At 68.5% G+C, this 24,335-nt stretch carries 18 protein-coding genes; 8 read left to right on the top strand and 10 right to left on the bottom strand.

Going from position 1 to position 24,335, the window contains the following annotated elements; genetic code table 11:
- Positions 1 to 157: 157 nt before the first annotated feature.
- Positions 158 to 2,113: a DEAD/DEAH box helicase gene (locus SOM39_RS15890; protein WP_320458879.1), complete on the bottom strand. Its 1,956-nt coding sequence runs from the start codon at positions 2,111 to 2,113 to the stop codon at positions 158 to 160.
- Between the two features lie 268 nt (positions 2,114 to 2,381).
- On the opposite strand from SOM39_RS15890, the gene SOM39_RS15885 reads away from it, so the two are divergent.
- Complete coding sequence (locus tag SOM39_RS15885) at positions 2,382 to 2,612, top strand: RNA-binding S4 domain-containing protein (RefSeq protein ID WP_068850383.1); 231 nt, start codon at positions 2,382 to 2,384, stop codon at positions 2,610 to 2,612.
- Positions 2,613 to 2,662: 50 nt separating this feature from the next.
- Here SOM39_RS15885 and ubiM read toward each other — a convergent pair whose 3' ends face one another.
- The 4 genes from ubiM to SOM39_RS15865 all read right to left on the bottom strand — a co-directional run bounded on the left by ubiM (position 2,663) and on the right by SOM39_RS15865 (position 6,089).
- Positions 2,663 to 3,853 (bottom strand): 5-demethoxyubiquinol-8 5-hydroxylase UbiM, encoded by a 1,191-nt coding sequence (ubiM, locus tag SOM39_RS15880; RefSeq protein ID WP_414715881.1) that lies wholly within the window; start codon positions 3,851 to 3,853, stop codon positions 2,663 to 2,665.
- Between the two features lie 87 nt (positions 3,854 to 3,940).
- Positions 3,941 to 4,342 carry an MAPEG family protein gene (locus SOM39_RS15875; RefSeq protein ID WP_093533144.1) on the bottom strand — a complete coding sequence of 134 codons (402 nt, stop codon included), beginning with the start codon at positions 4,340 to 4,342 and terminating at the stop codon, positions 3,941 to 3,943.
- 15 nt (positions 4,343 to 4,357) lie between these two features.
- Positions 4,358 to 4,888: a DUF4019 domain-containing protein gene (locus tag SOM39_RS15870; RefSeq protein WP_320458878.1), complete on the bottom strand. Its 531-nt coding sequence runs from the start codon at positions 4,886 to 4,888 to the stop codon at positions 4,358 to 4,360.
- Positions 4,889 to 4,949: 61 nt separating this feature from the next.
- Positions 4,950 to 6,089, bottom strand: a complete 1,140-nt coding sequence (locus tag SOM39_RS15865; protein WP_255220478.1) for a hypothetical protein — start codon at positions 6,087 to 6,089, stop codon at positions 4,950 to 4,952.
- Positions 6,090 to 6,261: 172 nt separating this feature from the next.
- On the opposite strand from SOM39_RS15865, the gene SOM39_RS15860 reads away from it, so the two are divergent.
- From SOM39_RS15860 to SOM39_RS15850, 3 genes are read left to right on the top strand one after another with little or no spacing between them, the layout of a single operon-like run.
- Positions 6,262 to 7,719, top strand: a complete 1,458-nt coding sequence (locus tag SOM39_RS15860; RefSeq protein WP_320458877.1) for an AlkA N-terminal domain-containing protein — start codon at positions 6,262 to 6,264, stop codon at positions 7,717 to 7,719.
- A 4-nt stretch (positions 7,720 to 7,723) separates the two neighbouring features.
- Positions 7,724 to 8,215, top strand: coding sequence for a methylated-DNA--[protein]-cysteine S-methyltransferase (locus SOM39_RS15855; protein WP_093533142.1), 492 nt, complete (start codon positions 7,724 to 7,726; stop codon positions 8,213 to 8,215).
- A 52-nt stretch (positions 8,216 to 8,267) separates the two neighbouring features.
- Positions 8,268 to 9,533: an ectonucleotide pyrophosphatase/phosphodiesterase gene (locus SOM39_RS15850; RefSeq protein ID WP_320458876.1), complete on the top strand. Its 1,266-nt coding sequence runs from the start codon at positions 8,268 to 8,270 to the stop codon at positions 9,531 to 9,533.
- Positions 9,534 to 10,083: 550 nt separating this feature from the next.
- Here SOM39_RS15850 and SOM39_RS15845 read toward each other — a convergent pair.
- Both SOM39_RS15845 and SOM39_RS15840 read right to left on the bottom strand, forming a co-directional pair.
- On the bottom strand, positions 10,084 to 10,266 hold the full coding sequence (locus SOM39_RS15845; protein WP_068850363.1) for a 30S ribosomal protein THX: 183 nt from the start codon (positions 10,264 to 10,266) through the stop codon (positions 10,084 to 10,086).
- 108 nt (positions 10,267 to 10,374) lie between these two features.
- A complete protein-coding gene (locus SOM39_RS15840; protein ID WP_093533140.1) occupies positions 10,375 to 10,788 on the bottom strand; it encodes a MerC domain-containing protein in 414 nt (137 codons plus the stop codon).
- Between the two features lie 162 nt (positions 10,789 to 10,950).
- Between SOM39_RS15840 and SOM39_RS15835 the strand changes: the two genes are divergently transcribed.
- The 4 genes from SOM39_RS15835 to SOM39_RS15820 all read left to right on the top strand — a co-directional run bounded on the left by SOM39_RS15835 (position 10,951) and on the right by SOM39_RS15820 (position 16,709).
- A complete protein-coding gene (locus tag SOM39_RS15835; protein ID WP_414715880.1) occupies positions 10,951 to 13,137 on the top strand; it encodes a TonB-dependent receptor in 2,187 nt (728 codons plus the stop codon).
- A gap of 157 nt (positions 13,138 to 13,294) precedes the next feature.
- A complete protein-coding gene (locus SOM39_RS15830) occupies positions 13,295 to 13,861 on the top strand; it encodes a TetR/AcrR family transcriptional regulator (protein ID WP_320458875.1) in 567 nt (188 codons plus the stop codon).
- Positions 13,858 to 15,513 (top strand): MFS transporter, encoded by a 1,656-nt coding sequence (locus SOM39_RS15825; RefSeq protein WP_320458912.1) that lies wholly within the window; start codon positions 13,858 to 13,860, stop codon positions 15,511 to 15,513. Before SOM39_RS15830 ends, SOM39_RS15825 begins: the two co-directional genes overlap by 4 nt.
- An 8-nt stretch (positions 15,514 to 15,521) precedes the next feature.
- Positions 15,522 to 16,709, top strand: a complete 1,188-nt coding sequence (locus SOM39_RS15820) for an HlyD family secretion protein (protein WP_320458874.1) — start codon at positions 15,522 to 15,524, stop codon at positions 16,707 to 16,709.
- 207 nt (positions 16,710 to 16,916) lie between these two features.
- On the opposite strand, the gene SOM39_RS15815 is transcribed toward SOM39_RS15820, so the two are convergent.
- The 3 genes from SOM39_RS15815 to SOM39_RS15805 form a co-directional block, all read right to left on the bottom strand.
- A complete protein-coding gene (locus SOM39_RS15815; RefSeq protein ID WP_068850345.1) occupies positions 16,917 to 17,402 on the bottom strand; it encodes a Fur family transcriptional regulator in 486 nt (161 codons plus the stop codon).
- 14 nt (positions 17,403 to 17,416) lie between these two features.
- Entirely contained in the window at positions 17,417 to 18,820 is a 1,404-nt protein-coding gene (gltX, locus tag SOM39_RS15810) for a glutamate--tRNA ligase (RefSeq protein WP_320458873.1), read from the bottom strand.
- A gap of 68 nt (positions 18,821 to 18,888) precedes the next feature.
- The gene (locus SOM39_RS15805; protein WP_320458872.1) at positions 18,889 to 24,312 is read right to left on the bottom strand and encodes a dermonecrotic toxin domain-containing protein; all 5,424 of its coding nucleotides are present in this window, start codon (positions 24,310 to 24,312) and stop codon (positions 18,889 to 18,891) included.
- Positions 24,313 to 24,335 lie beyond the last annotated feature (23 nt).

Raw genomic sequence — 24,335 nt, 5'->3', positions numbered from 1 at the left:
CCGGCGCCCATGGGTGCTTGGCATAGTCCCCTGTGATTGCAGGCTAGGTCCAGCCTTGTTGAAACGGCGCGAAGTTTCGCCGTCACATCGGTCAGGTAGCTGAAACGACAACGCCAGCCCGAAGGCTGGCGTTGTTGGCTGCGGCGATGTGGAGCTATCAGCCGTTGCGCGGACCGCGCGGCTTGAAGCCGTCACGACGCGGCGGACGGTCGTTGCCGCCCGGACCACCCGGGCCACGGTGACCACCCGGACCGCCCGGCTTGCCGCCGCGGCCGAACTTCGGCTTGAACGGCGGGCGTGCCGAACCCGAGCCTGCGGTGTCTTCACCCGGCTCGACCTTGCGCATCTGGAGCTGCTGGCCCGACACCCATACCTTCTTCAGGTGGCTGAGCAGGTCGGCCGGCATTTCCGCCGGAAGATCCAGGATCGAGAAGTCGTCACGGATGTCGATGCGGCCGATGAAGCGGCTTTCCAGCCCGGCTTCATTGGCGATCGCGCCGACGATGTTGCCCGGCTTGACCCCGTGCACATGGCCCACTTCGATACGGAAGGTTTCCATGCCGGGTTCCGGCTCGCCACGCGGGGCGATTTCACGGCGCGGGGCACGTTCGAAGCCACCGTCGTTGCCGCCGAAATCGCCTTCCGGACGCGGCGGACGCGGGCCGCGGTCGTCTTCACGGCGCGGGCCACGCTCGAAGCGCGGTTCGAAACGCGCCGGGCGCTCGCCACGGTCGTTGCGGTCGGCACGCGGGTGCGGCGCACGCTCTTCACGGGCACCACGCACCGGCGGGGTCAGCAGGAACGGCGAATCGCCCTGCAGCAGCTTGGCCAGCGCGGCGGCGATGTCGATCGCCGGCACGTTCTTCTCGCCTTCCAGCTTCTGCAGCAGGTCGCGGTAGAACTCGGTGCCGCCGGCATCGAGCGCATCGCTGATGCGGCTCATGAACTTGTTGATGCGGGTGTCGTTGACCGCGTCCACGCTCGGCAGCTGCATCTCTTCGATCGGCTGGCGGGTGGCGCGCTCGATCGCACGCAGCATGCCCTTTTCGCGCGGGGTGGCGAACAGGATCGCATCGCCGGTGCGGCCGGCACGGCCGGTACGGCCGATACGGTGCACGTAGCTTTCGGTGTCGTACGGGATGTCGTAGTTCAGCACGTGGCTGATGCGCTCCACGTCCAGGCCGCGCGCGGCCACGTCGGTGGCCACCAGGATGTCCAGCTTGCCTTCCTTCAGCATGCCGATGGTGCGCTCACGCTGCGCCTGCTGCATGTCGCCGTTGATGGCGGCAGCGGCCAGGCCACGGGCCTGCAGCTTTTCCGCCAGTTCTTCGGTGGCCGCCTTGGTGCGCGAGAAGATGATCATCGCGTCGAACGGTTCCACTTCCAGGATGCGGGTCAGCGCGTCCAGCTTGTGCATGCCGCTCACCCACCAGTAACGCTGGCGGATGTTGGCCGACGTGGTGGTCTTGCTGACGATGGTGACTTCGGCCGGGTTCTTCAGGTAGGTCTGCGCGATGCGGCGGATCTGCGACGGCATGGTGGCCGAGAACAGCGCCACCTGGCGGGTTTCCGGCAGCTTCTTCAGCACGGCTTCGACGTCGTCGATGAAGCCCATGCGCAGCATTTCATCGGCTTCGTCCAGCACCAGGGTCTTCAGCTCGGACAGGTCCAGGGTGCCGCGATCGAGGTGATCGATCACGCGGCCCGGGGTGCCCACGATGACGTGCACGCCACGGCGCAGGGCCTGCAGCTGCTGGCCGTACGGCTGGCCGCCGTAGACCGGCAGTACGCGGAAACCGGGGATGCCCGAGGAGTAGGTCTGGAACGCCTCGGCGACCTGGATGGCCAGTTCACGGGTGGGCGCCAGCACCAGCACCTGCGGCTTGGCCTGGTTGAAATCCAGGTTGGACAGGACCGGCAGCGCGAAGGCGGCGGTCTTGCCGGTACCGGTCTGGGCCTGGCCCAGCACGTCGCGGCCTTCCAGCATCGCCGGGATGGTGGCGGCCTGGATCGGCGACGGGGTTTCATAGCCGACGGCGGCAACGGCCTTCATCACAGCGTCGGACAGGCCGAGGTCTGCGAACAGCAGCGGCGTGGGGGATTCTTGGGACATGGGGAACTCCGAAGCCACTACCGTTTTACGTGGCAGTGGCATAAAAAAGGGGATGGTCCGCGCTTTGGGCGCCCTTTCTTATCGCGTGCCCTGGCGCTGCTCGGTCGGAGGAGAATTCACTCGCTCAGGGCGCGATGATACCGCATGAATCCTGAACCACGTGTACAGATTTCAGCACGGAGGCGGTAAACGCCGCGTGCTGGCGCACAATATGCGCCCGATTTCGGCGCGGCCCCGCTCCGCGCCCCTTCACAGGATACCCCGCTCCATGCAGACCCTCGAATTTGAACTGGACAGCGAGTATGTGGAACTGAAGCAGCTGCTGAAGCTGGCCGACCTGGTGACCAGCGGCGGCGAAGCCAAGACCGTGATCGGCGACGGCCAGGTGCTCGTTGACGGCGAAGTGGAGCTGCGCAAGGCCTGCAAGATCCGCGGCGGCCAGCAGGTCCAGTTCGGCGACACCGTGATCAACGTCATCGCCGACAGCGACGCCCCCTGATCCCGTGTGACGACCAACGGTCGTCACCTACCGGTGAGGTCCAACGGTGGTCACCTGCCGGTGAGGTGCGCGGCAATCAGCTGCCGGAACGGCGCCACCCCGTGGGCCAGCCGCAGCCCCGCCCGACGCAGCACCCGCGCCGGCAGGCGGTCATCGGTATAGAGCGTGGCGATCGCATTGGTCGCCTCGTACAGCGGCCGTGAGGCCAGCCGGTGCCCCCGCTCGTAGGCGGCCAGACCGGCCGGAGCGGCGATATCGGTACCCCGCCCGGCCGCCCGGCGCAGGATCGCGGCCAACCGGTCCTGGCTCTGCAGGCCCAGGTTGAAACCGTGCGCGGTGACCGGGTGCATGCCCACCGCGGCATCGCCGATCAGCGCGCAGCGCGCGCCCACGAACGCAGTGGCGTAGACCCCCACCAGCGGGTACGCATGGGGCCGCGCCACCGGCGTCATCGCGCCCAGGCGGTGTTCGAAACAAGCACTGATGCTGCGTCCGAAGGTCGCCGCATCCTGCGCCAGCAGCGTTTCGATTTCACGCGGTGGCAGGGTGATCACCGCCGAGGCCTGGTCGCCGTTGAGCGGCAGCAGCGCCATGGTGCGGCCATAGCCGAACCACTCCCACGCAGTGTGCTGGTGCGGCACCTCGACCTGCATCCGGCAGACCAGCATCGATCTGCCGAAATCGCGCATGCGCGCGCCGATGCCCAGCATGCGCCGGGTGGACGAGAACCGGCTGTCGGCCGCCACCACCAGCCGCGCCTGCAGCCGGCGCCCATCGGCAAGGGTCACCTCGCTGTGAAGCGCACCGGGCACGATACCGCGCACGCTGCACTGGTCGAGGATCTCCAGGTCGGCCTGGCCCTGCACGCTGTCCCATGCCGCGCGGCGGATCAGGTGATTGGGCACCAGCCAGCCCAGGTCGCTGCCGTGCGCGTCGCGCGCAGCGAAGGTCAATGCGAACGGTGAACCCCCATCCATGACCTTGGCGTCGCGCAACGGCGAAATTTCAGCGGGGTCCAGCCGCTGCCACAGGCCCAGCTGCTCCAGGATGTGCCGAGAGGCATGGGTGAGCGCGATCTCGCGCCCGTCGAAGGCGGCCTCGGCCAGCGCCGCGCGCGGCTGCTGCTCCACCACCGCCACCCGCAGGCCGCTGCCGGCCAGCGCGCGGGCGAAACACAGCCCCGCCGGCCCAGCGCCCACCACCAGCACCTCCACTGCCTGCACTCCGCGATCGTCCTGCATGATCCGTTTCCGTTGCGTGTCCACGACCGAGCTTACCGCTCGCGGGCAGGCACGCTCTTGATCTGGATCAGCCGCGTCGGCGCCGGTTCACGCCAGCCCGTGCAGCAGGCGCCACAGCAACAGCACGATGCCCAGCATCGAAACCACCCAGACCAGGCTGCGCACGTAGGGAATGCCGGCGGCATACAGCGGCACGTAGACCAGCCGCGCCCAGAAATACAGCTGCACCGCCAGCGCGGTGGTGCTGTCCTGGCGCTGGGTGAGCACTACCGCCAGCACGGCGGCGGCGAAGAACGGGAAGGTTTCCAGGAAGTTGGCCTGCGCCCGCTGCAGGCGTGCCGCCAGCGGCCCCGGCGGCGGCGCGACGCCGTCGCGGGCCGAGGCATTCCAGGCCAAGCCGCGTTCGCGGGTGACCGCGCCTGCGGCGATCATCACCTGCACCAGGCCCAGCACGATGGCCCAACCCAGCATCTGGATCTCGATACCCATGCATTTCTCCTGCGGTCAGGGCGCGGCGGCGCGGACGCTGTAGCCGGCCAGACGCCAGACCTTGTCTTCATCGAAGCGGAACGACACCAGCTCGCGAACCGGCTGGGCGTTGTTGGCGAACTTGGTGGGGAAACTGACGTTGATGTAGAGGCCCTCGGGCACGGTCGCGCCGGCCTTGTACTTGACCCGGGTCACCACGGGCTGCCCGCGCGAGAGCAGCGCGCCGAGGCGCTTGCGGTCGCCGTCGAGCTGGGCCACGAAGGCCTGTTCGGTAACGGACTTGCGGGCCACCTCGGAAGCACCCTTCCAGGCCTCGGCAGCGCGACCGGTGTCAACCAGGGTCGCCACCTTCAAGCCCGCCGCGGCCATTTCCTGGTCCTGCTTCTGCACCTGCGCCTGCTGCTGCGGGGTCAAGGCCGGGCGTGCCGGTGCGGCCGGGGCGACCTGTGCGGGGCGTGCGGGCGCCGGGGCCGGAGTGGCCGGCGGCGGGGTCTGGGCCAGGGCAACGGCGGGAAGCAGGAGCGACAGCAGCAGCGGAACGCGCATCGGGACACCGTAGGCAGCAGTGGACTGCATTGCAGTCTACGGGAATGCCGTGAGCAGGCCGTCAGTTGCGTTCGGCCGCCTCGGCGGGGGGCTGGTCGGCGTCGCTGGCGGTGCGTTCGGCCACCGCATCACGCGGCTTCCCGCCGGTGGGCAACAGCGTGGACACATCGATTTCCGACAGCGGGCTTTCGTCCGGGCAGGTCACATCCGGGAAGCCGAAGCGCTGCTTGAGCGTCTGTCCGCAGCGGGTAATCACGTCCAGTTCGCTGCCTTCGCGCTTGCACTCCTGGTCGAAGGCGACCAGGAAGGCATCCTTGCGGCGCACGAAATCGTCACCGCACTTGCGCATCTGCTTGATCCGCTCCAGGTCGTCCTGCACCGCATTGGTGCCGTCCAGGCCGAACTGGCGCAGCTCCTCGCTGCTGAGCAGGCGCAGGCTGCGGTTGGGCACGGTCATCATCAGGTCGGCCACGCCGACGGCCACGCCGTTGCGCTGCAGGTAATCCTTGACGTTGTCGTAGACCTCGTGGAGTTCCAGGTTGAGCTCGGCACGCGAGGTCGCCTTGGAACTGATCCGCATCATGCGGTGGATGCCGACCTTGCCCGACACCAGCCGGTTGTCACCGGCCGCCAGCACGAACACGCAGGCGCTGTGGCAGACCGAGCCTTCGCGCACCCAGATGGTCCAGTTGGATTCGCCGATGCGGTCACCGGCCACGATCGCCGCTTCGACCTGGCCACCGCTGGAATCCAGGTCCAGGATGCGCCGCGAGACGCGCTGGGCGTCGGCCACCAGCGCGATCCGCGCCACCAGTTCGGCGAACCCGGGATTGATCTTGCCCGCGTAGCGCACGCGCAGCAGGCCACGTTCCACGCACGGGGCGATGGCCGCTTCCAGGCTCGCCCGGTCCAGCGCCTCCAACGCGGCGCCGTCGCCGCCGTCGTTGGCGTACTCGGTGTCGCAGCTGAGCCAGGCCTTGCCGTTGTCCAGCGCTACCGTGGGCCAGCCCTGCTCGCCCTTGCGGGGCGGCGGCGGTGGCGCGGGCGGTGCATCGGCGGCGTTGAACGACACCATGTGGTCGCCGTCGGCGGTCTGCGCCCGCACCGCCTTGTCGGCGGCGGTGACGTTGCCGGGGTTCTCCAGCTGGCTGCAGGCGGCCAGCCCCAGGCACAACAGCAACAACCCGCACGACTTGAGCAGCATGGACACCCGGCTTCCAGACAAAGGGCGTGCCGAAAACGGCACATGAAGGCACAGTCTAGTGCGCCCGGCCGGCATCGCGGGAACCTGCCCTGAACCGCACTGGGCGTGCCCGGCATTGCTGTCCGAAAACGGCGAGCCGGGCCCTGGCCGGGCGCATAGACTGGGCTCCATGGACACCGCCCTGCCCCTGGACTACGCCGCCTGCGAAAGCGCCCGCCTGGCCCGCGATGCGCGCTTCGACGGCGTGTTCTTCACTGCCGTGCGCAGCACCGGCATTTACTGCCGTCCGGTATGCCCGGCGCCGGCGCCGAAGCCGGTCAATGTCGACTACTACCCCACCGCCGCCGCTGCGGCGGCGGCCGGCTTCCGCCCCTGCCTGCGCTGCCGGCCGGAACTGGCCCCGGAGGCGCAGGACGCACTCAGCAACGAAACCCTGCAGCGTGCTCTGGCGCTGATCCACGATGGCTTCCTGCAGGATGCGGCGGTGGGCGACCTGGCCGCCCGGCTCGGCCTGAGCGCGCGCCAGCTGCAGCGGCTGTTCGTGGCGCGGCTGGGCGCGGCCCCGGCGCAGATCCACGCTACCCGCCGGCTGCTGCTGGCCAAGCAGCTGCTGACCGAAACCGCGTTGCCGGTCACCGACGTGGCCATGGCCGCCGGCTACAACAGCCTGCGCCGATTCAACGCCGCGTTCGTGGAAGGCTGCGGCATGCCGCCCACCGCGATCCGGCGCCAGCGCGGCGTGCTGGCCGACGGCGCGCTGACCCTGCGCCTGGGCTACCGGCCGCCGCTGGATTTTGCCGCGATGCTGGGCTTCCTGCGCCGCCGCTGCATTCCCGGCATCGAGCAGATCGACGACACCAGCTACCAGCGCGTGATCGGCCCGGCCGAACGCCCCTCGGTGATCCGGGTCACCGCCGACCCGCGCCGGCCCGAGCTGCTGCTGCAGCTGGGCCAGGTCGATCCGCGCGCGATCCCCGGCATCGTGCGCCGGGTGCGGCGGATTTTCGACCTGGACGCGGACCTGCGCATCGTGCACGCCACGCTCGGCCAGGATCCGCTGCTTGCGCGCGGTATCGCCGCACGTCCCGGGCTGCGCGTACCCGGCGGTTGGGATGGCTTCGAAGTGGCGGTGCGCGCCGTGCTGGGCCAGCAGGTCAGCGTGGCCGCGGCCATCACCCTGGCGCGGCGCGTGGTAGACCGCTTCGGCACCGCGCTGGACGGCATGCCCGAGGGCCTGGACCGCCAGTTCCCCACGCCGCAGCAGCTGGCCGACGCGCCGCTGGAAGGCATCGGCCTGCCGCGCACCCGAGCGGCCACCGTGCGCGCGGTGGCCGCCGCCGTCGCCGACGGCAGGCTGGATTTCCATGCCGGCCAGCGCCTGGATACCTTCATCGAACGCTGCGTGGCGCTGCCCGGGATCGGGCCGTGGACCGCGCACTACATCGCGCTGCGCGCCTTGGCGCTGCCCGATGCCTTCCCCGCCGGCGACCTGGTGCTGCAGCAGGTGCTGGGCGGTGATACCCGCCTGACCGAGCGTGCCACCGAGGCCCGTTCGCAGGCCTGGCGGCCCTGGCGTGCGTACGCCGTGCTGCACCTGTGGCATCTGGCCACGTCCGCTTCGGAGTAACCGCATGAACCTGCTCTACGACACCTTCGACAGCCCCATCGGCGCCCTGACCGTCGCCGGCGACAGCCAGGGCATCCACCACATCCTGTTCGAAAACAACCGCTACGACGCCAAGGGCCGCGCACAGTGGCAGCGCGATGCGCATGCGCTGCGCGAAGCGCGCACCCAGCTGCTGCAGTATCTGCGCGGCGAACGCAGCGGCTTCGAACTGCCCCTGGCCCCGCACGGCACCGGGTTCCAGCTGCGCGTATGGAAGGCGCTGGCCGACATTCCGTTCGGCGAAACCTGGAGCTACGTGCAGCTGGCACGCCACATCGGCCAGCCCACGGCCAGCCGCGCGGTGGGCGCAGCCAACGGACGCAACCCACTGCCCATCGTGCTGCCCTGCCACCGCGTGATCGGCAGCAGCGGCGCACTTACCGGTTTCGGTGGCGGCCTGGAAACCAAGGCCGCATTGCTCGAACTCGAATCGCGCACGCAGCCGCTGTTCGCCTGACCGTGCCATCGGTTGTCTTCGCCGCGTCACTGCGGCGGACTATCATGGGCCGATGATTTCCGTTCGCCTTTCGCTGGCGCTTGCCGCCGCCCTCGCGCTGACCAGCTGTGCCAGCGCTCCGCCCACGCCCACGCCGCCAACGGCGGCTGCCGCCGGCGCCGCTGCGGTTGTGGCCACTACGCCGAAACTGCTGCTGGTCTCGATCGACGGCCTGCGTGCGGACATGCTCGACCGTGGCATCACGCCGAACCTGTCGCGCATCGCGCACGACGGCGTACGCGCCCGCTGGATGACGCCGTCGTATCCGTCGCTCACCTTCCCCAACCACTACACGCTGGTCACCGGGCTGCGCCCGAACCACCACGGCATCATCCACAACAGCATGCAGGAAGAGGTGCTGGGTCGGTTCCAGGTCAACCTGCCGGAGGCGGTGACCGATTCGCGCTGGTGGGGTGGCGAGCCGATCTGGGTCGGCGCGGAGAAGGCTGGCCTGCGCAGCGCCACCTGGTCGTGGCCAGGCAGCGAGGCGGCCATCCAGGGCGTGCGGCCGAGTCAGTGGCGGGTCTACAGCCCCGATGTGCCCCTTGCCGACCGCGTCGATGACGTGTTGCGATGGGTCGGCGATGACGGCCCGGATGCGCCGCGACTGGTCACCCTGTACATGGAGCAGGTCGACAAGGCCGGCCACCATTACGGTCCGGATTCCCCCGAGTACGCCGCCGCCATCGTCCAGGTGGACACGGCCATCGGTCGCCTGCTCGACGGCCTTGCGGCACGCGGCCTGGATGGCAGCACCAACCTGATCGTGGTCTCGGACCACGGCATGGCGCAGGTACCCGATGGCCAGACCATCGCGGTGGAAGACATGGTCGACCCCGCCATCGCCAGCAACGTGTCGACGGGCCAGTCGATCGGCTTCGCCCCGCTGCCTGGAAAACAACCGGCGGCCGAAGCGATCCTGCTGGGCGCGCACGCAAACTACGACTGCTGGACGCGGCAAACGCTGCCGGCGCGCTGGGAGTACGGCTCCAATCCGCGTATCCCGCCGATCATCTGCCAGATGCACGAAGGCTGGAACGCCCTGACCCGTGAGCGCCTGGCCGAGCGCAAACCCGGCGACCGTGGTTCGCATGGCTACGACAACGCCCTGCCCTCGATGCGCGCGATCTTCATCGCCCGCGGTCCATCGTTCAAACAGGGCGCCACCCTGCCCGGCTTCGACAACGTAGACCTCTACCCGTTGATGACGCGTCTGCTGGGCATTCCGGCCGCCCCGAACGATGGCAATCCCGAGACACTGGTTCCTGCGTTGAAGTGATTTTGATTGCTGATGGGTTGGCGCGAATCGCAGCGTTTCAGTTTTTCCGTGCTGGGGAGGCCGACGGATGGTCGCGTGCGGATACGAAAATCAGACACGCATGGCGTGTCCCTACGCAGCGGGTACGCCGAATGAACGTGGGGCCGGGTACCCGGCTGGGTACGGCGAATCAACCTCGTCCGGTAGCGTCGGTTCCCGAACGACGGCATGCAGCGCCACCGCGGCCGGTAACGCATGAAGATGATCGACACCGCCGTTGATCTTCCCTGGCCACCAACACACCGTCGAGGGTCGGCGGGGGCGGGTTTGCGGGACTGTCAAAAACATGGATGTTTTTGCCAAGCCCCCATGGATGGGTTTACGGCGTGTCCCGCAAACCCGCACCCGCCGGCCCAGCTCAGGCCACGCAAGGCCCACCGGCTGTTCGCCAAAATGCATGAAGCTGCCGGGCAGGGCCCGGCACTATCGGGTTGTCCGCAATCACATTGCTCGAAACCAAAAAAAAACGCGGCGCAAGCGCCGCGTTTTTTCGTCGGACCTGGCTGAGCGATCAGCCGGCCTTGGCAACAGCCTTCTTGGCCACTGCCTTCTTTGCCGGGGCCTTGGCCACGGTCTTCTTGGCGACCGGCGCAGCTGCGCCCACGGCCACCTTGCTCACCGCGTGCGAACGCGAATTGCCGTAGCTGGCGTTGTAGCGCTTGCCCTTGGCGGTCTTGCGGTCACCCTTACCCATGTCGTCAACTCCTTAGTCTGAAATCTGATTACCCCGTGCTGACACGGGTTCGGCGGGCCCGTCCTTGCAGACGCCCCCGCGCACGATCGGAAAGCCTAACACAGCACCTCAGTGCGCACAGCTCGCATCATGGACGTGCCCGTGGTTCAGGCGCAGGTTGACCAGGTGTGCAACACCCACCAGCACCCCGCCCAGCGTCATCACTACCGCATGCGGCACCGCCGAATGGTGCAACGGCCCGTACAGCAGCCCCGCCCACAGCGCGGTCAGGCCCGGCACCAGGAACCCCAGCGCGCGCAGCGCCCCGTGGCGGCGATAGCCCCACACCAGGCTGAACAGCCCCAGCAGGGTCACGAAGCTGACCAACGCCAGTTCCACCCCGTCGCCCAGCCACACCGACAACCCCAATGACGGCGCCGCCGCCAGCAGAACAGGCAGCACGGCGCAGTGCACCGCACACAGCAGCGAGCCGGTGGCACCAAAGCGATCCAACAGATGACGGAGGCGGGGGAACAGGGGCATGACTTCCAGCAGGGTCGGCGAAGCGTTATGGAATAATATAACATCAATCCCGACGCGCACTCCCTCCCCCTGCCTTACCCGGTTCCACCCTCCCGATTTGACGGGATTGGCGCGCCCCACCATTGATACATTGTAACAATTCGACCGACGGACCCTCTGCCCATGCGCTCTTCCCGCTCCCTCACGCCGCACGCCCTGTCCCTGGCGCTTGCCGCTGCGCTGCTCCCCACCCTGGCCTTCGCCGCCGACGATACCGCCGAGCGTGACCACCACCTGACCGAACTGTCCGCAGTGAAGGTCACCGCCAGCCCGCTGCAGGGCGATGCCGAATCGTTGGCGCGCCCGGTGGACGTGCTCGCCGGCGAGCGCCTGGACGAACAGAAGGCCGGCACCCTCGGCGACACCGTGGCCAAGCTGCCCGGCGTGCAGAGCACCTTCTTCGGCCCCGGCGTCGGCCGCCCGATCATCCGTGGCCAGGAAGGCCCGCGCGTGGCCGTGCTCTCCAACGGCATGGGCAACATGGATGCCTCCACCGTCAGCGCCGACCACGCCACCAGCATCGAACCCTTCCTGGCCGACCAGATCGAAGTGCTCAAGGGCCCGGCCACCCTGCTGTTCGGCAGTGGCGCCATTGGCGGCGCAGTCAACGTGGTGGATGGCCGCATCGCCCGCGACCTGCCCGACCGCCCGCTCAGCGGCCGCGCCGAAGTACGCGGCAACTCGGTCAACGACAAACGCAGCGGCATGTTCCGGCTCGATGGCGTGAACGGCAACTGGGTGCTGCATGTCGATGGTCTGGTCCGCAACGGCGATGACTACCGCATTCCCGGCTACGCGGTGATCGACGGCCTGGAAGACCACAGCGGCCACGACCACGAAGAGGGCGACACCGACGAACCGCGCCGCGGCACCCTGGACAACAGCTCCATCCGCACCCGCGCCGGCGGCGTCGGCGCCACCTGGCTGGGCGAAGGCGGCTATTTCGGCGCCTCGGCCAGCACCTACCGCACCAACTACGGCATTCCCAACGGCGCCCACGTGCATGCCGACGACGACCATGATCATGACCACGACCATGGCGACGAGGAAGAAGAAGGCGACGAGCACGACGTGCGCATCGACATGGTGCAGAACCGCTTCGAAGCCAAGGGCGGCATCTACAACCCCGTGTCGTTCCTGAAGAACATCAACCTGCGCACCGCCTACACCGACTACGAACACGTCGAGCTGGAAGCTGGCACGCCGTCCACCCGCTTCACCAACCGCGGCGTCGAAGCCCGCCTGGAAGCCGTGCAGCAGCAGATCGGCGGCTGGGACGGCGCGTTCGGGCTGCAGTTCGGCAACAGCGATTTCGGCGCCAAGGGCGAAGAAGCCTTCGTGCCCGATACCGGCACCCGCAACGTGGGTCTGTTCGTGCTGCAGGAAAAGCAGTTCGGCCCGTTCAAGCTGGAACTGGGCGGCCGCCACGACCAGGTCAAGCTGGACCCGACCGGCGACTACCGCGCGCGCACCTTCGATGCCACCAACCTCTCGGCGGCCGGCATCTGGAAGCTCAACGACGCCGTCGACCTGCGCTTTGGCGTGGATGGCTCCGAACGCGCGCCGACCAACGAAGAGCTGTACGCCGCCGGCGCGCACATCGCCACCCGTTCGCTGGAAATCGGCAATGCCAACCTGAAGACCGAACGCGGCCAGCGCGTGGAGCTCGGCATCCACACCCACAGCGACCGCCTCGATTTCTCCGCGTCGATCTACCAGACGAAGTTCAAGGACTTCATCTACCTGGCCGACACCGGCGTGGTCGAAAGCCTGCCGGTGCGCCTGTGGACCCAGCAGGATGCCACCTTCAAGGGCGCCGAGGCCGAAGCGCTGGTGCACCTGTTCGAAGGCAACAGCGGCGACTGGGACCTGCGCGTGTTCGGTGACTACGTCAAGGCCGAACTGGATGGCAGCGGCAGCCGCAGTGTCGACATCGCCGTGCCGCACGGTGACCACGACCACAACTACACCGTGGACCTGGCCAACAGCGGCTACCTGCCGCGCATCTCCCCGGCGCGGGTCGGCGCCGACCTGCGCTGGTCGCGTGATGGCTGGCGCGCCTCGGTGGGTGCAGTGCGTTACAGCAGCCAGAAGGACACCGCGCAGAACGAAGCCGAGAGCGCGGGCTACACCCTGGTGGACGCGCACTTCGCCTACCGCTGGGACCGCTCGGACAGCAACAGCTACGAGGTGTTCCTGGACGGCAACAACCTGACCAACCGCGAGGCGCGTGCACACACCTCGCTGCTGCGCGATTACTCGCCGCTGCCGGGCCGTGGCGTGGCGTTCGGCATCCGCGCGTACTTCTGATCCCCGCTGGGGTCACTGTCTGACCTTCGGGGGCCTCAGGGCCCCCGTTTTTTTTGGCAGCGCACTGACTTCACGCCTCGTTGACCAAGCAGAGCGGCCTCATACCGGTATCGCCTGCCCGGCTTCCATTGCGGACATTCCTGTCCGAAAATAGCCCATGCAAAGTCAACGTGCCGATGCGGCTGCCCGCCGCGCCCTGATCCTCGATGCCGCCGACAGCGTGTTCGGCCAGCATGGCGTGACCGCCCCCCTGGACCTGGTGGTCGAAAAGGCCCAGGTCGGCCGCGCCACCCTGTACCGCAACTTCCCCGACCGCACCGCGTTGATCGAAGCGCTGCTGGACCGCACCGTGGCCCGCATCGCGCGCCAGGTGGAGACCCTGGGCGATCGCGACGATGCCTTGTTCGAGGTGCTGCAGAGCATGGCCTCGCGCATCGTGCAGTCGCCCGCGCTGGCCGACTACTGGCGCGCGGTGGACCCCGACGAACCCACGATCAAGGCGGCGCGGCAGACCGTGCACGCCCTGCTCAAGGCGCCCATCCAGCGCGCGATCGATGCCGGCCTGTGCCGCCCGGACCTGCAGGCGGCCGATATTTCGCTAATTTCCAGCATGCTGGGTGCCGCACTGCGCGGCAAGACCCGCGAGGAGCGCGCGCGGCTGGCCGGGCGCGCTCTGCAACTGCTGCGCGGAGGGCTGGGCGGACAGGTCGACGGGAGTCGCTGATGCCCGAGTACCTCAAGCCCATTCCCGATTGGGAGGAACACGAAAAGCCGACTCTCCCGGGTTCGGCGTCGATGCCGTGGCATCCGCCGCACCGCCGTGTCGCCTATGCGCTGGTCGCGCTGCTGGTGGGCATCACCGGCGGGCTGGGCAACGCGCTGGTCACCGCCAACCTGCCGTTCCTGCAGGGCCAGCTCGGGCTGACCCCGACCCAGGGAAGTTGGCTGGTGGCCGCCTACGCGATGGTCAACGTCACCGCCAACCTGCTGGCCTTCAAGTTCCGCCAGCAGTACGGCATCCGCCTGTTCGCCGAGATCGGCCTGGGCCTGTATGCCGCGCTGGCAGTGCTGCACCTGTTCGTGGGCAGTTTTGAAACCACCTTGATGATGCGTGCGGCCAGCGGTTTTGCCGGCGCGGCGTGCAGCACGCTGGGCACGCTGTACATGCTGCAGTCGCTGCCGCGACGCTATACCGGCAACCTGCTGGTGATCGGCGTGGGCATTTCGCAGATGGCGTTGCCGATCGCCTGGCTGGTGTCGCCGGGCCTGGTGGATACCGGCCAGTGGCACAACCTGTACCTGTTCGAAGCCGGCCTGGCGCTGTGCGCATTCGCCGCGGTGGTGATGCTGAAGCTGCCGCCCGGTGCACAGATCAAGGTGTTCGAGCCGATGGATTTCCTCAGCTTCGCGCTGTTCGCACCAGCGGTGGCGCTGTTGGTGGTGGTGCTGGCCCAAGGCTACCTGCGCTGGTGGTTCGACACGCCGTGGCTGGGCTGGGCACTGGTCGCCTCGGTCGCGCTGGGCACCACCGGCGTGGTGGTGGAACACTACCGGCGCAACCCGCTGCTGCAGACCCGCTGGCTGGCCAGCCCGGCAACCCTGCACTTCATCTTCGGCGCCTTCCTGATCCGCTTCCTCACCACCGAGCAGTCCTATGGGGTGATCGGCCTGATGCGCCAGCTGGGCATGGGCCCGGACCAGATGCGGCCACTGTTCGTGGTGATCCTGGCCGGGGTGATTACCGGCATTGCCACCAGCTCGCTGACCTTTGGGCCCAAACGCATCGTCGCGCAGCTGCTGATGGCGATCCTGCTGCTGGGCACCGCCGCGCTGCTGGACCAGAGCCGCACCAGCCAGGACCGCCCGCACGATTTCTTCCTCAGCCAGTTCCTGGCCTCGATGGGCGCGGGCATGTTCATGGGCCCCTTGATCATGATGGGCATCACCCAGGCGCTGAAACAGGGCACCGACCACATGATCACGTTCCTGGTCACGCTGTCGATCACCCAGACCCTGGGCGGGCTGGCCGGCTCGGCGGTGCTGGGCACGTTCCAGCTGCATCGCGAGCAGGTCTATTCCACCGCCTTTGTCAGCCAGCTCGACCCCAGCGATGGCGTGGTCGCCCAGCGCCTGAAACTGCAGCAGCAGATCTATGCGCCGCTGCTCACCGATCCGGTGCAGCGCAGTGCCCAAGGCACCGCGCAGCTGGCACAGATCACCCGGCGTGAGGCCAACGTGCGCGGCTTCAATGACGTGTTCTCGTTGAGTGGCCGGGTTGCCTTGATCTTCCTGGGCTGGCTGCTGTTGTTGTCGTTGCGCACCGCCGTGCTCAAGCAGTGGCGCAAACGCCATCCCCACCCCGTTTCCCTGCAATAGGTCCTTCCATGTCCACGACGCCTCCGCGCGATGACAATCCTGATGAGGTCAACCCGCCGGTGCCCACCGATGCCGCACCGGTAACCGCACCGGCTGCGCCGGCCGCCGCCGCAGCGCCAAGCAGTGCACCGAAGTACCTCAAGCCCAGCCGGGGCAGCGTCGCGGTGATGATCGTGGTGGCGTTGATCGGCATCGCGCTGATCCTGCGCGCATGGTCATTGTGGCCGTTCAACAGCAGCTGGGTGAGCACCGACAACGCCTATGTACGCGGCCAGATCACCGTGCTGGCGCCGCAGGTCAACGGCTATGTCACCGACGTGCTGGTGAAGGACTTCCAGCACGTCAGGCAGGGTGAACCGCTGCTGCGCATCGACGACCGCATCTACAAGGAAAAGGTGGCGCAGGCGCAGGCCAACCTGGACAGCGCGGTGGCCGCCTTGGCCAACTCCGACCAGGCGCAGGCACAGAACCGCGCGCAGATCGGCGCGGCCCAGGCGGCACTGTCGGCCGGCCAATCGGAACTGGCCCGCTCGCGCACTGAACTCAAGCGCTATGAGGAACTGGCCGACAAGCAGCTGGTGGCCCTCAACGACCGCGACAAGTTCCGCACCAGCGCGCAGGCCGCGCAATCCTCGGTGCAGCAGTCGCAGGCGCAGATCCGCATTGCCGAGGAGACCCTGACCTCCACCCAGGTAGCGCGCAAAGGCCTGGAAGCCGGCGTCGAAACCGCCAAGGCGCAGCTGGAACTGGCACGCATCGACCTGGCCAACACGGTAATCCACGCCCCGCGCGACGGGCAGGTCAGTGAAGCGTCGGTGCGCCTGGGCCAGTACGTCACCGCCGGTTCGCAGCTGCTGTTCCTGGTGCCGGACACGCTGTGGGTGGTGGCCAATTTCAAGGAAGGCCAGACCTGGAAGATGCGCATCGGCCAGCCGGCGACCTTCGCGGTGGATGCCTTTGACGGGGAACGGTTGAGCGGCCACATCGAGCAGATCGCGCCGGCCACGGGTTCGGAATTCAGCGTGTTGCGCCCGGACAACGCCAGCGGCAATTTCACCAAGGTGGTGCAGCGTCTGCCGGTGCGGATCGCGATCGACCCGGACCAAGAGCTGGCGCCGCGCCTGCGTCCAGGCATGTCGGTGGTAGTGCGGGTCGATACTGCCGCGACCCCGAGGCAACAGCAGCAGGACCGGTAGGGTCGGTTCCCGAACGACCGCTGATAAAGGTGCAAGATCCGGTAACGCATGACCTGCAACGAAGGCGCAGCTTCGGCCCGGGTCATGCGTCCAAGTGCCGATAAACCGGATCGGCGGTCGTTTGGGAACCGACCCTACCGTCAGTTCAGCGCTTGTTTCACTATCAGGGCGACCGCGCCGTATTGTCGATCAGCCCCGGCGGGTGCGTCATCCCGCGCAGCGGGCGCACAGGCCGTGCACTTCCAGAGTCTGGGCCTGCGGCTGGAAGCCCAGCTCCTTGGCGCGCTTTTCCAGCTGGCTGACGATGTCGCGGTCTTCCAGCTCGACTGCGCTGTGGCAGCTGTTGCAGATCAGGAACGGCACCGAGTGCTGCGCGCTGCTGGGGTGGTGGCAGGCCACGAAGGCATTCACCGATTCCAGCTTGTGCACGAAACCATTCGCCATCAGGAAATCGAGCGCGCGGTACACGGTGGGCGGGGCATCGGCGCCCACGCCCTTGCCGCTGCGCACCCACTCCAGCAGCTCATACGCCTTGACCGGCTTGCCGGCTTCGGCGATCAAACGCAGCACGTTGGCGCGGATCGGCGTCAGCCGCAGTCCGCGCTCCGTGCACACGCGCTCCACCACCTTCACGAAGTCCGAAGCGTCGTGAACGTGATGGTGTGGGGCGGTACAAGCGGTCTTGGCGGACATGCGGTCTCCTGTGGTCAGGCCGTCGGTACTTTAGTGAGTGCGACGTCGATGCGTTTCAAGGCCTCTTCACGCCCGGCCAGGAACACGGTCTGGGAAATGTCCGGGCTGACCTGGGTGCCGGTGATGGCCACGCGCAGCGGCTGGGCGACCTTGCCCATGCCGATCTCCAGCGCGGTGGCAACGTCGTGCAGGGCCACCGACACGCTTTCCGCGGTCCACTCGCTCGCCGCAGCCAGCAGCTCGCGGGCCTTGCCCAGCGCCAGCTCCGCGCCCGGCTTGAAGTGCTTGGCCACCGCCGCCTCGTCGTATTCGACCAGCGGCTGGTACCAGACCACGGCCTTCTCCGCCATTTCCTTCAGGGTCTGCACGCGGTCGCGCAGTGCCACCACCACGTCGGCCGGGGCCGGGCCGGCGCCCAGGTCCAGGCCCAGCTTGTTCAGCTGGTAGACCAGGTGCGGGGCGATGTCGGCCGGGCTTTCGGTCTTCAGGAAGTGCTGGTTGACCCAGCCCAGCTTGGCCATGTCCAGACGCGAGGCCTTGGAATTGCAGTTGGTCACGTCGAACAGGTCGATCAGCTCCTGGCGGCTGAACAGCTCCTGGTCGCCGTGCGACCAGCCCAGCCGGGCCAGGTAGCTCAGCAGCGCGTCGGGCAGGTAGCCGGCGTCCTTGTACTGCATCACGTCGGCCGCATCTTTGCGCTTGGACAGCTTGGCGCCCTGCTCGTCCAGGATCATCGGCATGTGGCCGAACTTCGGCACCGGCGCGCCGATGCCTTCGTACAGGTTGATCTGGCGCGGGGTGTTGTTGATGTGGTCGTCGCCGCGGATGACCTCGGAGATGCGCATGTCCCAGTCGTCCACCACCACCGCGAAGTTGTAGGTGGGGAAGCCGTCCGGACGGAAGATCACCATGTCATCCAGCTCGCTGTTGGCGATCTCGATGCGGCCCTTGATCAGGTCATCAAACACCACCGTGCCTTCCAGCGGGTTCTTGAAGCGGATCACCCGGTTCGGATCGTCGCGGTACGGCAGGTTCAGCTCGCGCGCGGCGCCGTTGTAGCGGGGCTTTTCCTGCTTGGCCATGGCGGCCTCACGCATCGCATCGAGCTCCTCGCGGGTCTCGTAGGCGTAATAGGCCTTGCCGTCGGCGATCAGCTGCTCGGCCACTTCCTTGTAGCGGGCCACGCGCTGGGTCTGGTAGATCGGGCCTTCGTCGTAGTTCAGGCCCAGCCACTCCATCGCTTCCAGGATCGCGTCGATGGCGCCCTGGGTGCTGCGTTCACGGTCGGTATCCTCGATGCGCAGCACGAATTCCCCGCCACGGTGGCGCGCCTCCAGCCAACAGTACAGCGCCGTGCGGGCGCCGCCGATGTGCAGGTAGCCGGTGGGACTGGGGGCGAAACGGGTGCGGCAGGTCATGGGGGGCTCGGGAGAACGGGAATCGGGACGATTTTACCTGCCCCGGCCAGCATTGGGGGCAGGGGCGTTCACGTTCCCCCACCCGCCGGCCCGACGTGCTCGTACAGCGCGGTCCAGCCGCGCGCGGCGGCCTGTTCCTGCATCCGTGCCGGGTGGATCTGGCGCAGGTGGAACTGCATCCGCTGGCTGCCCGGGGTCGGGATCGCCCCGTACATTTCAGCCAGCGTCTCGGCGTTGGCGTCGCCCAGGGTCCGCGACGACAGCCGGCTGAAATAGCGCGACCCGAACAGGTTGTTCACCCACTGGTTGAAGCGCGAGAGTTTCTTGAACACCATCAGCCCGAAGTTGGGATCGTAGAGCAGGTATTCGCGCCGCCCGTTGTCCAACACGTTCACGCCGCAGGCCATGCTGTGCTGCGTGCCGCTGAGGACGAAATGGCTGCTGCGCGCGGTGTTGGCAAGGAAATCCGCCAGTGCATCGACGTGGATCAACGATGCCGCCGACATTGAACCGGGCTGCAGGGCCGCGCCCTGCGCGTCGCGGATCAGCGCACGCAGCGCGACCGCATGCCGGCTGTCGGGCTCGCGGATCGCCTGGCGCAGGTGCTCCAGCACGTGCAGCTCTTCGCCCTGCCCCATCGCCGTGGCCATGATCCGCGACAGTCCGGTGCACATGCCCGCTGCGGACAGTCCGTTGCCTTCGGCCAGCAGGCCCTGGGAGGCCTGGATGAACTGGCCGCCGGCGATGTAGACCGAGTCGTGCACCACTTCGTTGACCACGGTGTAGCGCTCGGCACGCAACGTATTGTCCAGCCGCTCGATGATCACCGACAGTGCGCCCTGCTGCACCGGGTCAAGATGGCCCGACACGAACAGCTCCTTCATCTGCTCCAGTGAGGCGCTGTCGCGCGCCTGTTCCGGCGTCATCACCCGCTCCCAGTGATTCACGCCCCACTGGAAATCCTGCGAGCTGCTGTCCACCGAATGGGAGTGGGTGCGTTCGACCAGGGAATTCAGGGAACCGCGATAGCTGCGTTCCACCGACTGCCTGCGCTTGCTGGATCGGCTGATCGGTGCGCCGCCGCGCAGGCCGACGTCGCTGTGGGGTTCCCACGCCCCGTCGGCATTCAGCCGTACCGGCTGGTGGTAGAAGCTGCCCGGCTGCGGATTCTGCAGCCGCCAGGTGCCATGGGCACGGTCGAAGGCCACCTCGTAGGCGTGCCCGCCCTGGCTGATGTATCGCCGGCCAAGGTAGTCGTGGACCCCATTGTCGGCGGCGCGCGATCCGGACAGCGCCACCGGGCGGGCGTAGCGCTCGGCCAGCTGCGCCAGTGGATCATCCACCTGCTCCCACGCCGGCGTCTGTATCGCCGGTTGCAGTCGCGAACCATCGCGCGCGGCCACCGCCGCCAGCCGCGCCGTGCCCAGCGGCGCCGACAACGCCAGACCAAGGGCACCGCCTGCTGCCGTGCCAAGGCCAGCGCGGCGTTGGCCGGGCGTATCGCCGTCGATCGTCTGCTCCACGCCCACCCCCATCTGCAGCGCCGACAGTACCGCCACCACGGGCAGCGTTTCCGGCAGCACCAACGCGACCAGCCCCATTGCCTGCTCACAGCGCTCCAGGCGCGGCATCCAGCGGCGCCGGAAGGCTTCCCACTCCGAGGTCATCAGCGTCTGCGCATCGCGGCGCGCGCGTTGCCGCAGCCGCGCGAGCAGTGCCTGCGACACCTCGCCGCTGATCGGCACCACCGCGCCCCCGTGTCCGAAGATCGCCTGGGTGCCGGCACCGAGAGCGGTATGCACGCCGTTGGACATCCAGCCGTCCTGCAGGTCGGCCAGGTCGAATGCGGTCTCCAGCCATTGCCGCCCGGCGTCGGTGGCTGCGGCGCGCTCGATCCAACCCATCATGTCGGCCTCGCTGGCAAACTCGTGGAAGCGGTTGCGGTCGTTGGGGAAGTACAGCAGTACTTCCGGCCCCACCTCGTCGCCAACGTGCAGCACGGTCGAGGCGATGCCATGCACCTGCAGCCAGCCGGTGCGCACACCGGCACGCGCAACCGGCCGGTAGGCGGGATCCTGCGACTCGGCCGCGGTCATCGTGCCGAACACACCGAGGGCCAGCTGCATGCCGCGGGCGGACAACGATCCGTCGGCATGCTGTTGCGCGCAGCCGTACAGGTAGCCGCCGCGCAGCGTGGTCAACACGGCCGGCGCGTGCGCCTCCCAGAACCGGTCCAGCGCGCGCAGGTACTCGCCCTGCACATCCAGCTCGCGCGCCATCGAGAGCAGCTGCGATGCGTCCAGTCCCACCACCTCGCTGTTCTCGTCGAACACCGCGCTGTCGCTGCTGGTGTACAGGCCCAGCAGGCGCGCGGGCGTATTCTCGAAACCGGCCGCGCGGGTCATGGCACAGTCGGCGAAGCTGGCCGCCGCCTGCTTCTGCGCCCGGTTGTGGACCCACCCGCTGCGCGTCTGGTCGCTTGGATACCCGTCCTTGAAGGACACGATGTAACAACAGCTGCTGTCGAACGCGGTGCGGTAACGGCGCATGATTTCGTCATCCAGGCGCTGTTGGACGAACGGTACCAGCAGGGGATAGGCGTGCTCCACCAGGCTGCGGCCGGCACTCAGCGCGTGCAGCCAGCGCGCGCCGTCCATGCCGGCATTGCCCAGCGCACCCGGGGTGCCGGCCGGAAAGCGCGCCGTCCAGTGCGCCGCGCTGCGCGCGTTCAGACCGTCCATGTCCAGCGCGGCCAGCTCGCCTGCCGCGGCCAACACCGGCACGGGAACCGGCAGGTACGGCAGGGCCAGCGCAGAATCGAGCGCATTGAAGGCCTCGCGGATGCGCGCAGGCGATGACAGGCCGGCGGCGCGCAGCTGCGCATGCCGCAGCTCCAGCGCCTGCATGAACAAGGCCCAGCGGAAGTCGCCGTCGATCCCATAGGCCTTGACCACAGGCAGCGCGCCCTGCTGCCAGCGCGCGTGCTCGTTGACGGCCACCCGCACCGGCAACTGGCGGCGCACCTCGTCGGCAAGCTGCTGCAGCGCGGCGTCGCTGCTGTTGAACGCCTCGATCAACGGAATCCGGGTGGTGCTGATCACCAGCGTGATCGGCGCCTGCAGCGACGCCGCCGATTGCGCGGTGACCAGCAGCACACCGTGCAGCGGTACCGCATGGCCACGGTCGTTGGCCGCCAGCGCATGCACGTCGATCTGCCAGCCCGGCAGGGCCAGCGCGCGGCCGTTGGCGGCTTCGGCAAGATCGAAACGCGTCGGAAAGTCGGTCAATACCTTGACCACTGCGGCCGCGTCGTCGCCGAGCTGGCCCGCTGCATTCAAGAGCACCGCCGTGCCGGCGAGACGCCGTCCGATGCCCGAGACGAACCCTTCCGAACCCGGCGTCGGGCGGGCATGCCAGGCCTGTTCCAGGCACGCGTCATACCGGCGGCGGAAGGCGCCCAGGTAATCGCGCCCCTGCACCCTTTTGAACTCCTCCAGGGTCAGCTCGCGGCACTCCTGCACCGGGAAGTAGGTTCCCGGTACGCAGCGGTAGTAGAGCCCGGCATGGCCCGTGTCGGCGTCGACCGGCAGCAGTGCCGCCCCCACCAGGGTGTGGGTGCTGACCAGCCCGCTGCGTACCCGCCGGTCGGGCGGGAGCAGCCGATGCTGGTTGCGGAACAGCGCGCCGGGCGGGCGCAGCTGGTCGGCTTCCCAGGCCCGCCATTGCTGGCTGTCCTGGAAGGTGTTGAGGTAGATCGTGGTGGGATCGATCCGCTGGCCGGTCATGTTGAGCAGGTCGGCGGCGACCTGGCGCGCGAGATCGGCGTCGAGGTTCGGCAGCGCGGCGGCGGACAGGGTCAGCGCCCGCTCGGAGGCCACCACGTGGCGCCACGCTGCGGTCAGGCGCTGGTGCTGCTCGCTGGCGTTGCGCCCCATCGACTGCACCCAGGTCAGCATCCGCGAGCGCGTCACCGCCAGGTCCACCCCGGCCGGTGGCGCGAGCGCGGCGGCGCCCGGCGGCGGCGCCTGCTGCGCCACGTCGACCAGCAGGCGGGTGGCCGCGTCGAGCCGGGTGCGCTCGGTGGCATCCAGCCCTTCACCGCCGTTGCGTGGCACGGGGAGGGGGCGAAGCGCACGGCGCACACGCACCCTGCCCTCCGCGGGCGGAGGTCCGCCCAACGCATCGATGACCTCGCGTGCGATCTCGTTGGACGCCAGCAGGGTGGCCACGGTGTCGCGCAGCGACGTCGCATCGCCTCCTGCGCTCCGGTGCACGTGTTGCCACAGCACGTCCCAGATTGATCCGTCGCCGTCGCGGTCGATCACAGTGTCCAGAAGCCGCACTACGTGCTGCGTCCGCTCGTCCACCCGCGCAACGTCCGATTCCGGCCCAGGCTGCCGTTCCGGTTGCACTTCCGCCGTGGGCGCAGTGGCCTGCGTGTCGCCGGATGCCCAGCGCCAGCCCAGCGTCGCCACGCCCAGCCCGCCGCCGACCAGGCTTGCGGCCAGCGCCAGCATGCTGCGGCCGCCCTGCCGCGCTGCGCCCGACGCCACCGCGGGCGGCGCGCTGGCAATGACTGGGACGGGGGCAGCACTCCCTGTCGGCTGGACAGCGTCCGCCGTACCCCAACGCAGCGCCTTGATCGCGGGCGCAACCCCCACGATGAACAGCACCGCATCGCCCAGCGCGCTTCGCAGGCTTGGGCGCGCCGTGGCGGCCAGGGCTGCACGCTCGGCGACCGACAACAGCCACTGGCCCAGCCGGTCCCCGCGGCCGCCTTGGGTAGCCAGCAAGGGGTCTGGCGCGCCGCCGGCCAGCTGGTCCAGCGTCGCCAGTATCCGGGCGCGCTGGGCATCGCTGATCAACGGCACGCCCCCGTCATCGACGCGGTCGAACAGCGCCGGCAGCGCGCTGCGTGCATCGATGCAGGCGCCATTGAGCGCGGCGGCCGCAGCGGCCTGTGCCACGGCACGGTCGAGCTGCGCCGGGGTCAGTGTCGGCATCCAGTCGCACAGCTGCTGGCGCACCGCGTCACGCTGACGGGATGGCGACATGCTGCACAAATGCTGCGCAACCTCGCGGGCGTCTGCCATGCCGAGGGCGCGCTCGGCATCAAGTGCTGCGTTCCAGTCGCGTCGGGGCTGGTCCACCGGGCGGTACAGGGCATCGCGCATCGCCTGCAGCAGCGTATTGCGGCGAGCGACCGCGTCGGTAAGCAGTGCCCGCAACGGTGCGCACTGCACTTCCCAGTCCACCCGTGGCAGGGTCAGCAATGCCATCAGGCTGCTGCGCCAGGCGGCCCGCTGCGCGGGCGCAAGCGCCACGGGCAGCAGCCGGCCCAGCGCATCGTCCACCAGCCCCTGCGCCATCGGCGCGGCCAGCGCGGAACGGTGGAAGTGCGGCTGCAGGGTCAGGAAAAAATGGGCATCCAGCGGCCCCTGTCGCAAGGCAGCGGCGAGCGCGTCCAGCTCGTCGCGCGGTATGCCGTCCAACCACAGTCTGCGCGTCGGTGCGC

Origin of the sequence: Stenotrophomonas sp. CFBP8994 (genome assembly GCF_034044835.1) — a bacterium.
GTDB classification, from domain to species: Bacteria; Pseudomonadota; Gammaproteobacteria; order Xanthomonadales; family Xanthomonadaceae; genus Stenotrophomonas; species Stenotrophomonas rhizophila_A.
Note: the sequence above shows the minus strand (reverse complement) of the source record. Positions and strands in the feature narration are given on the sequence as shown.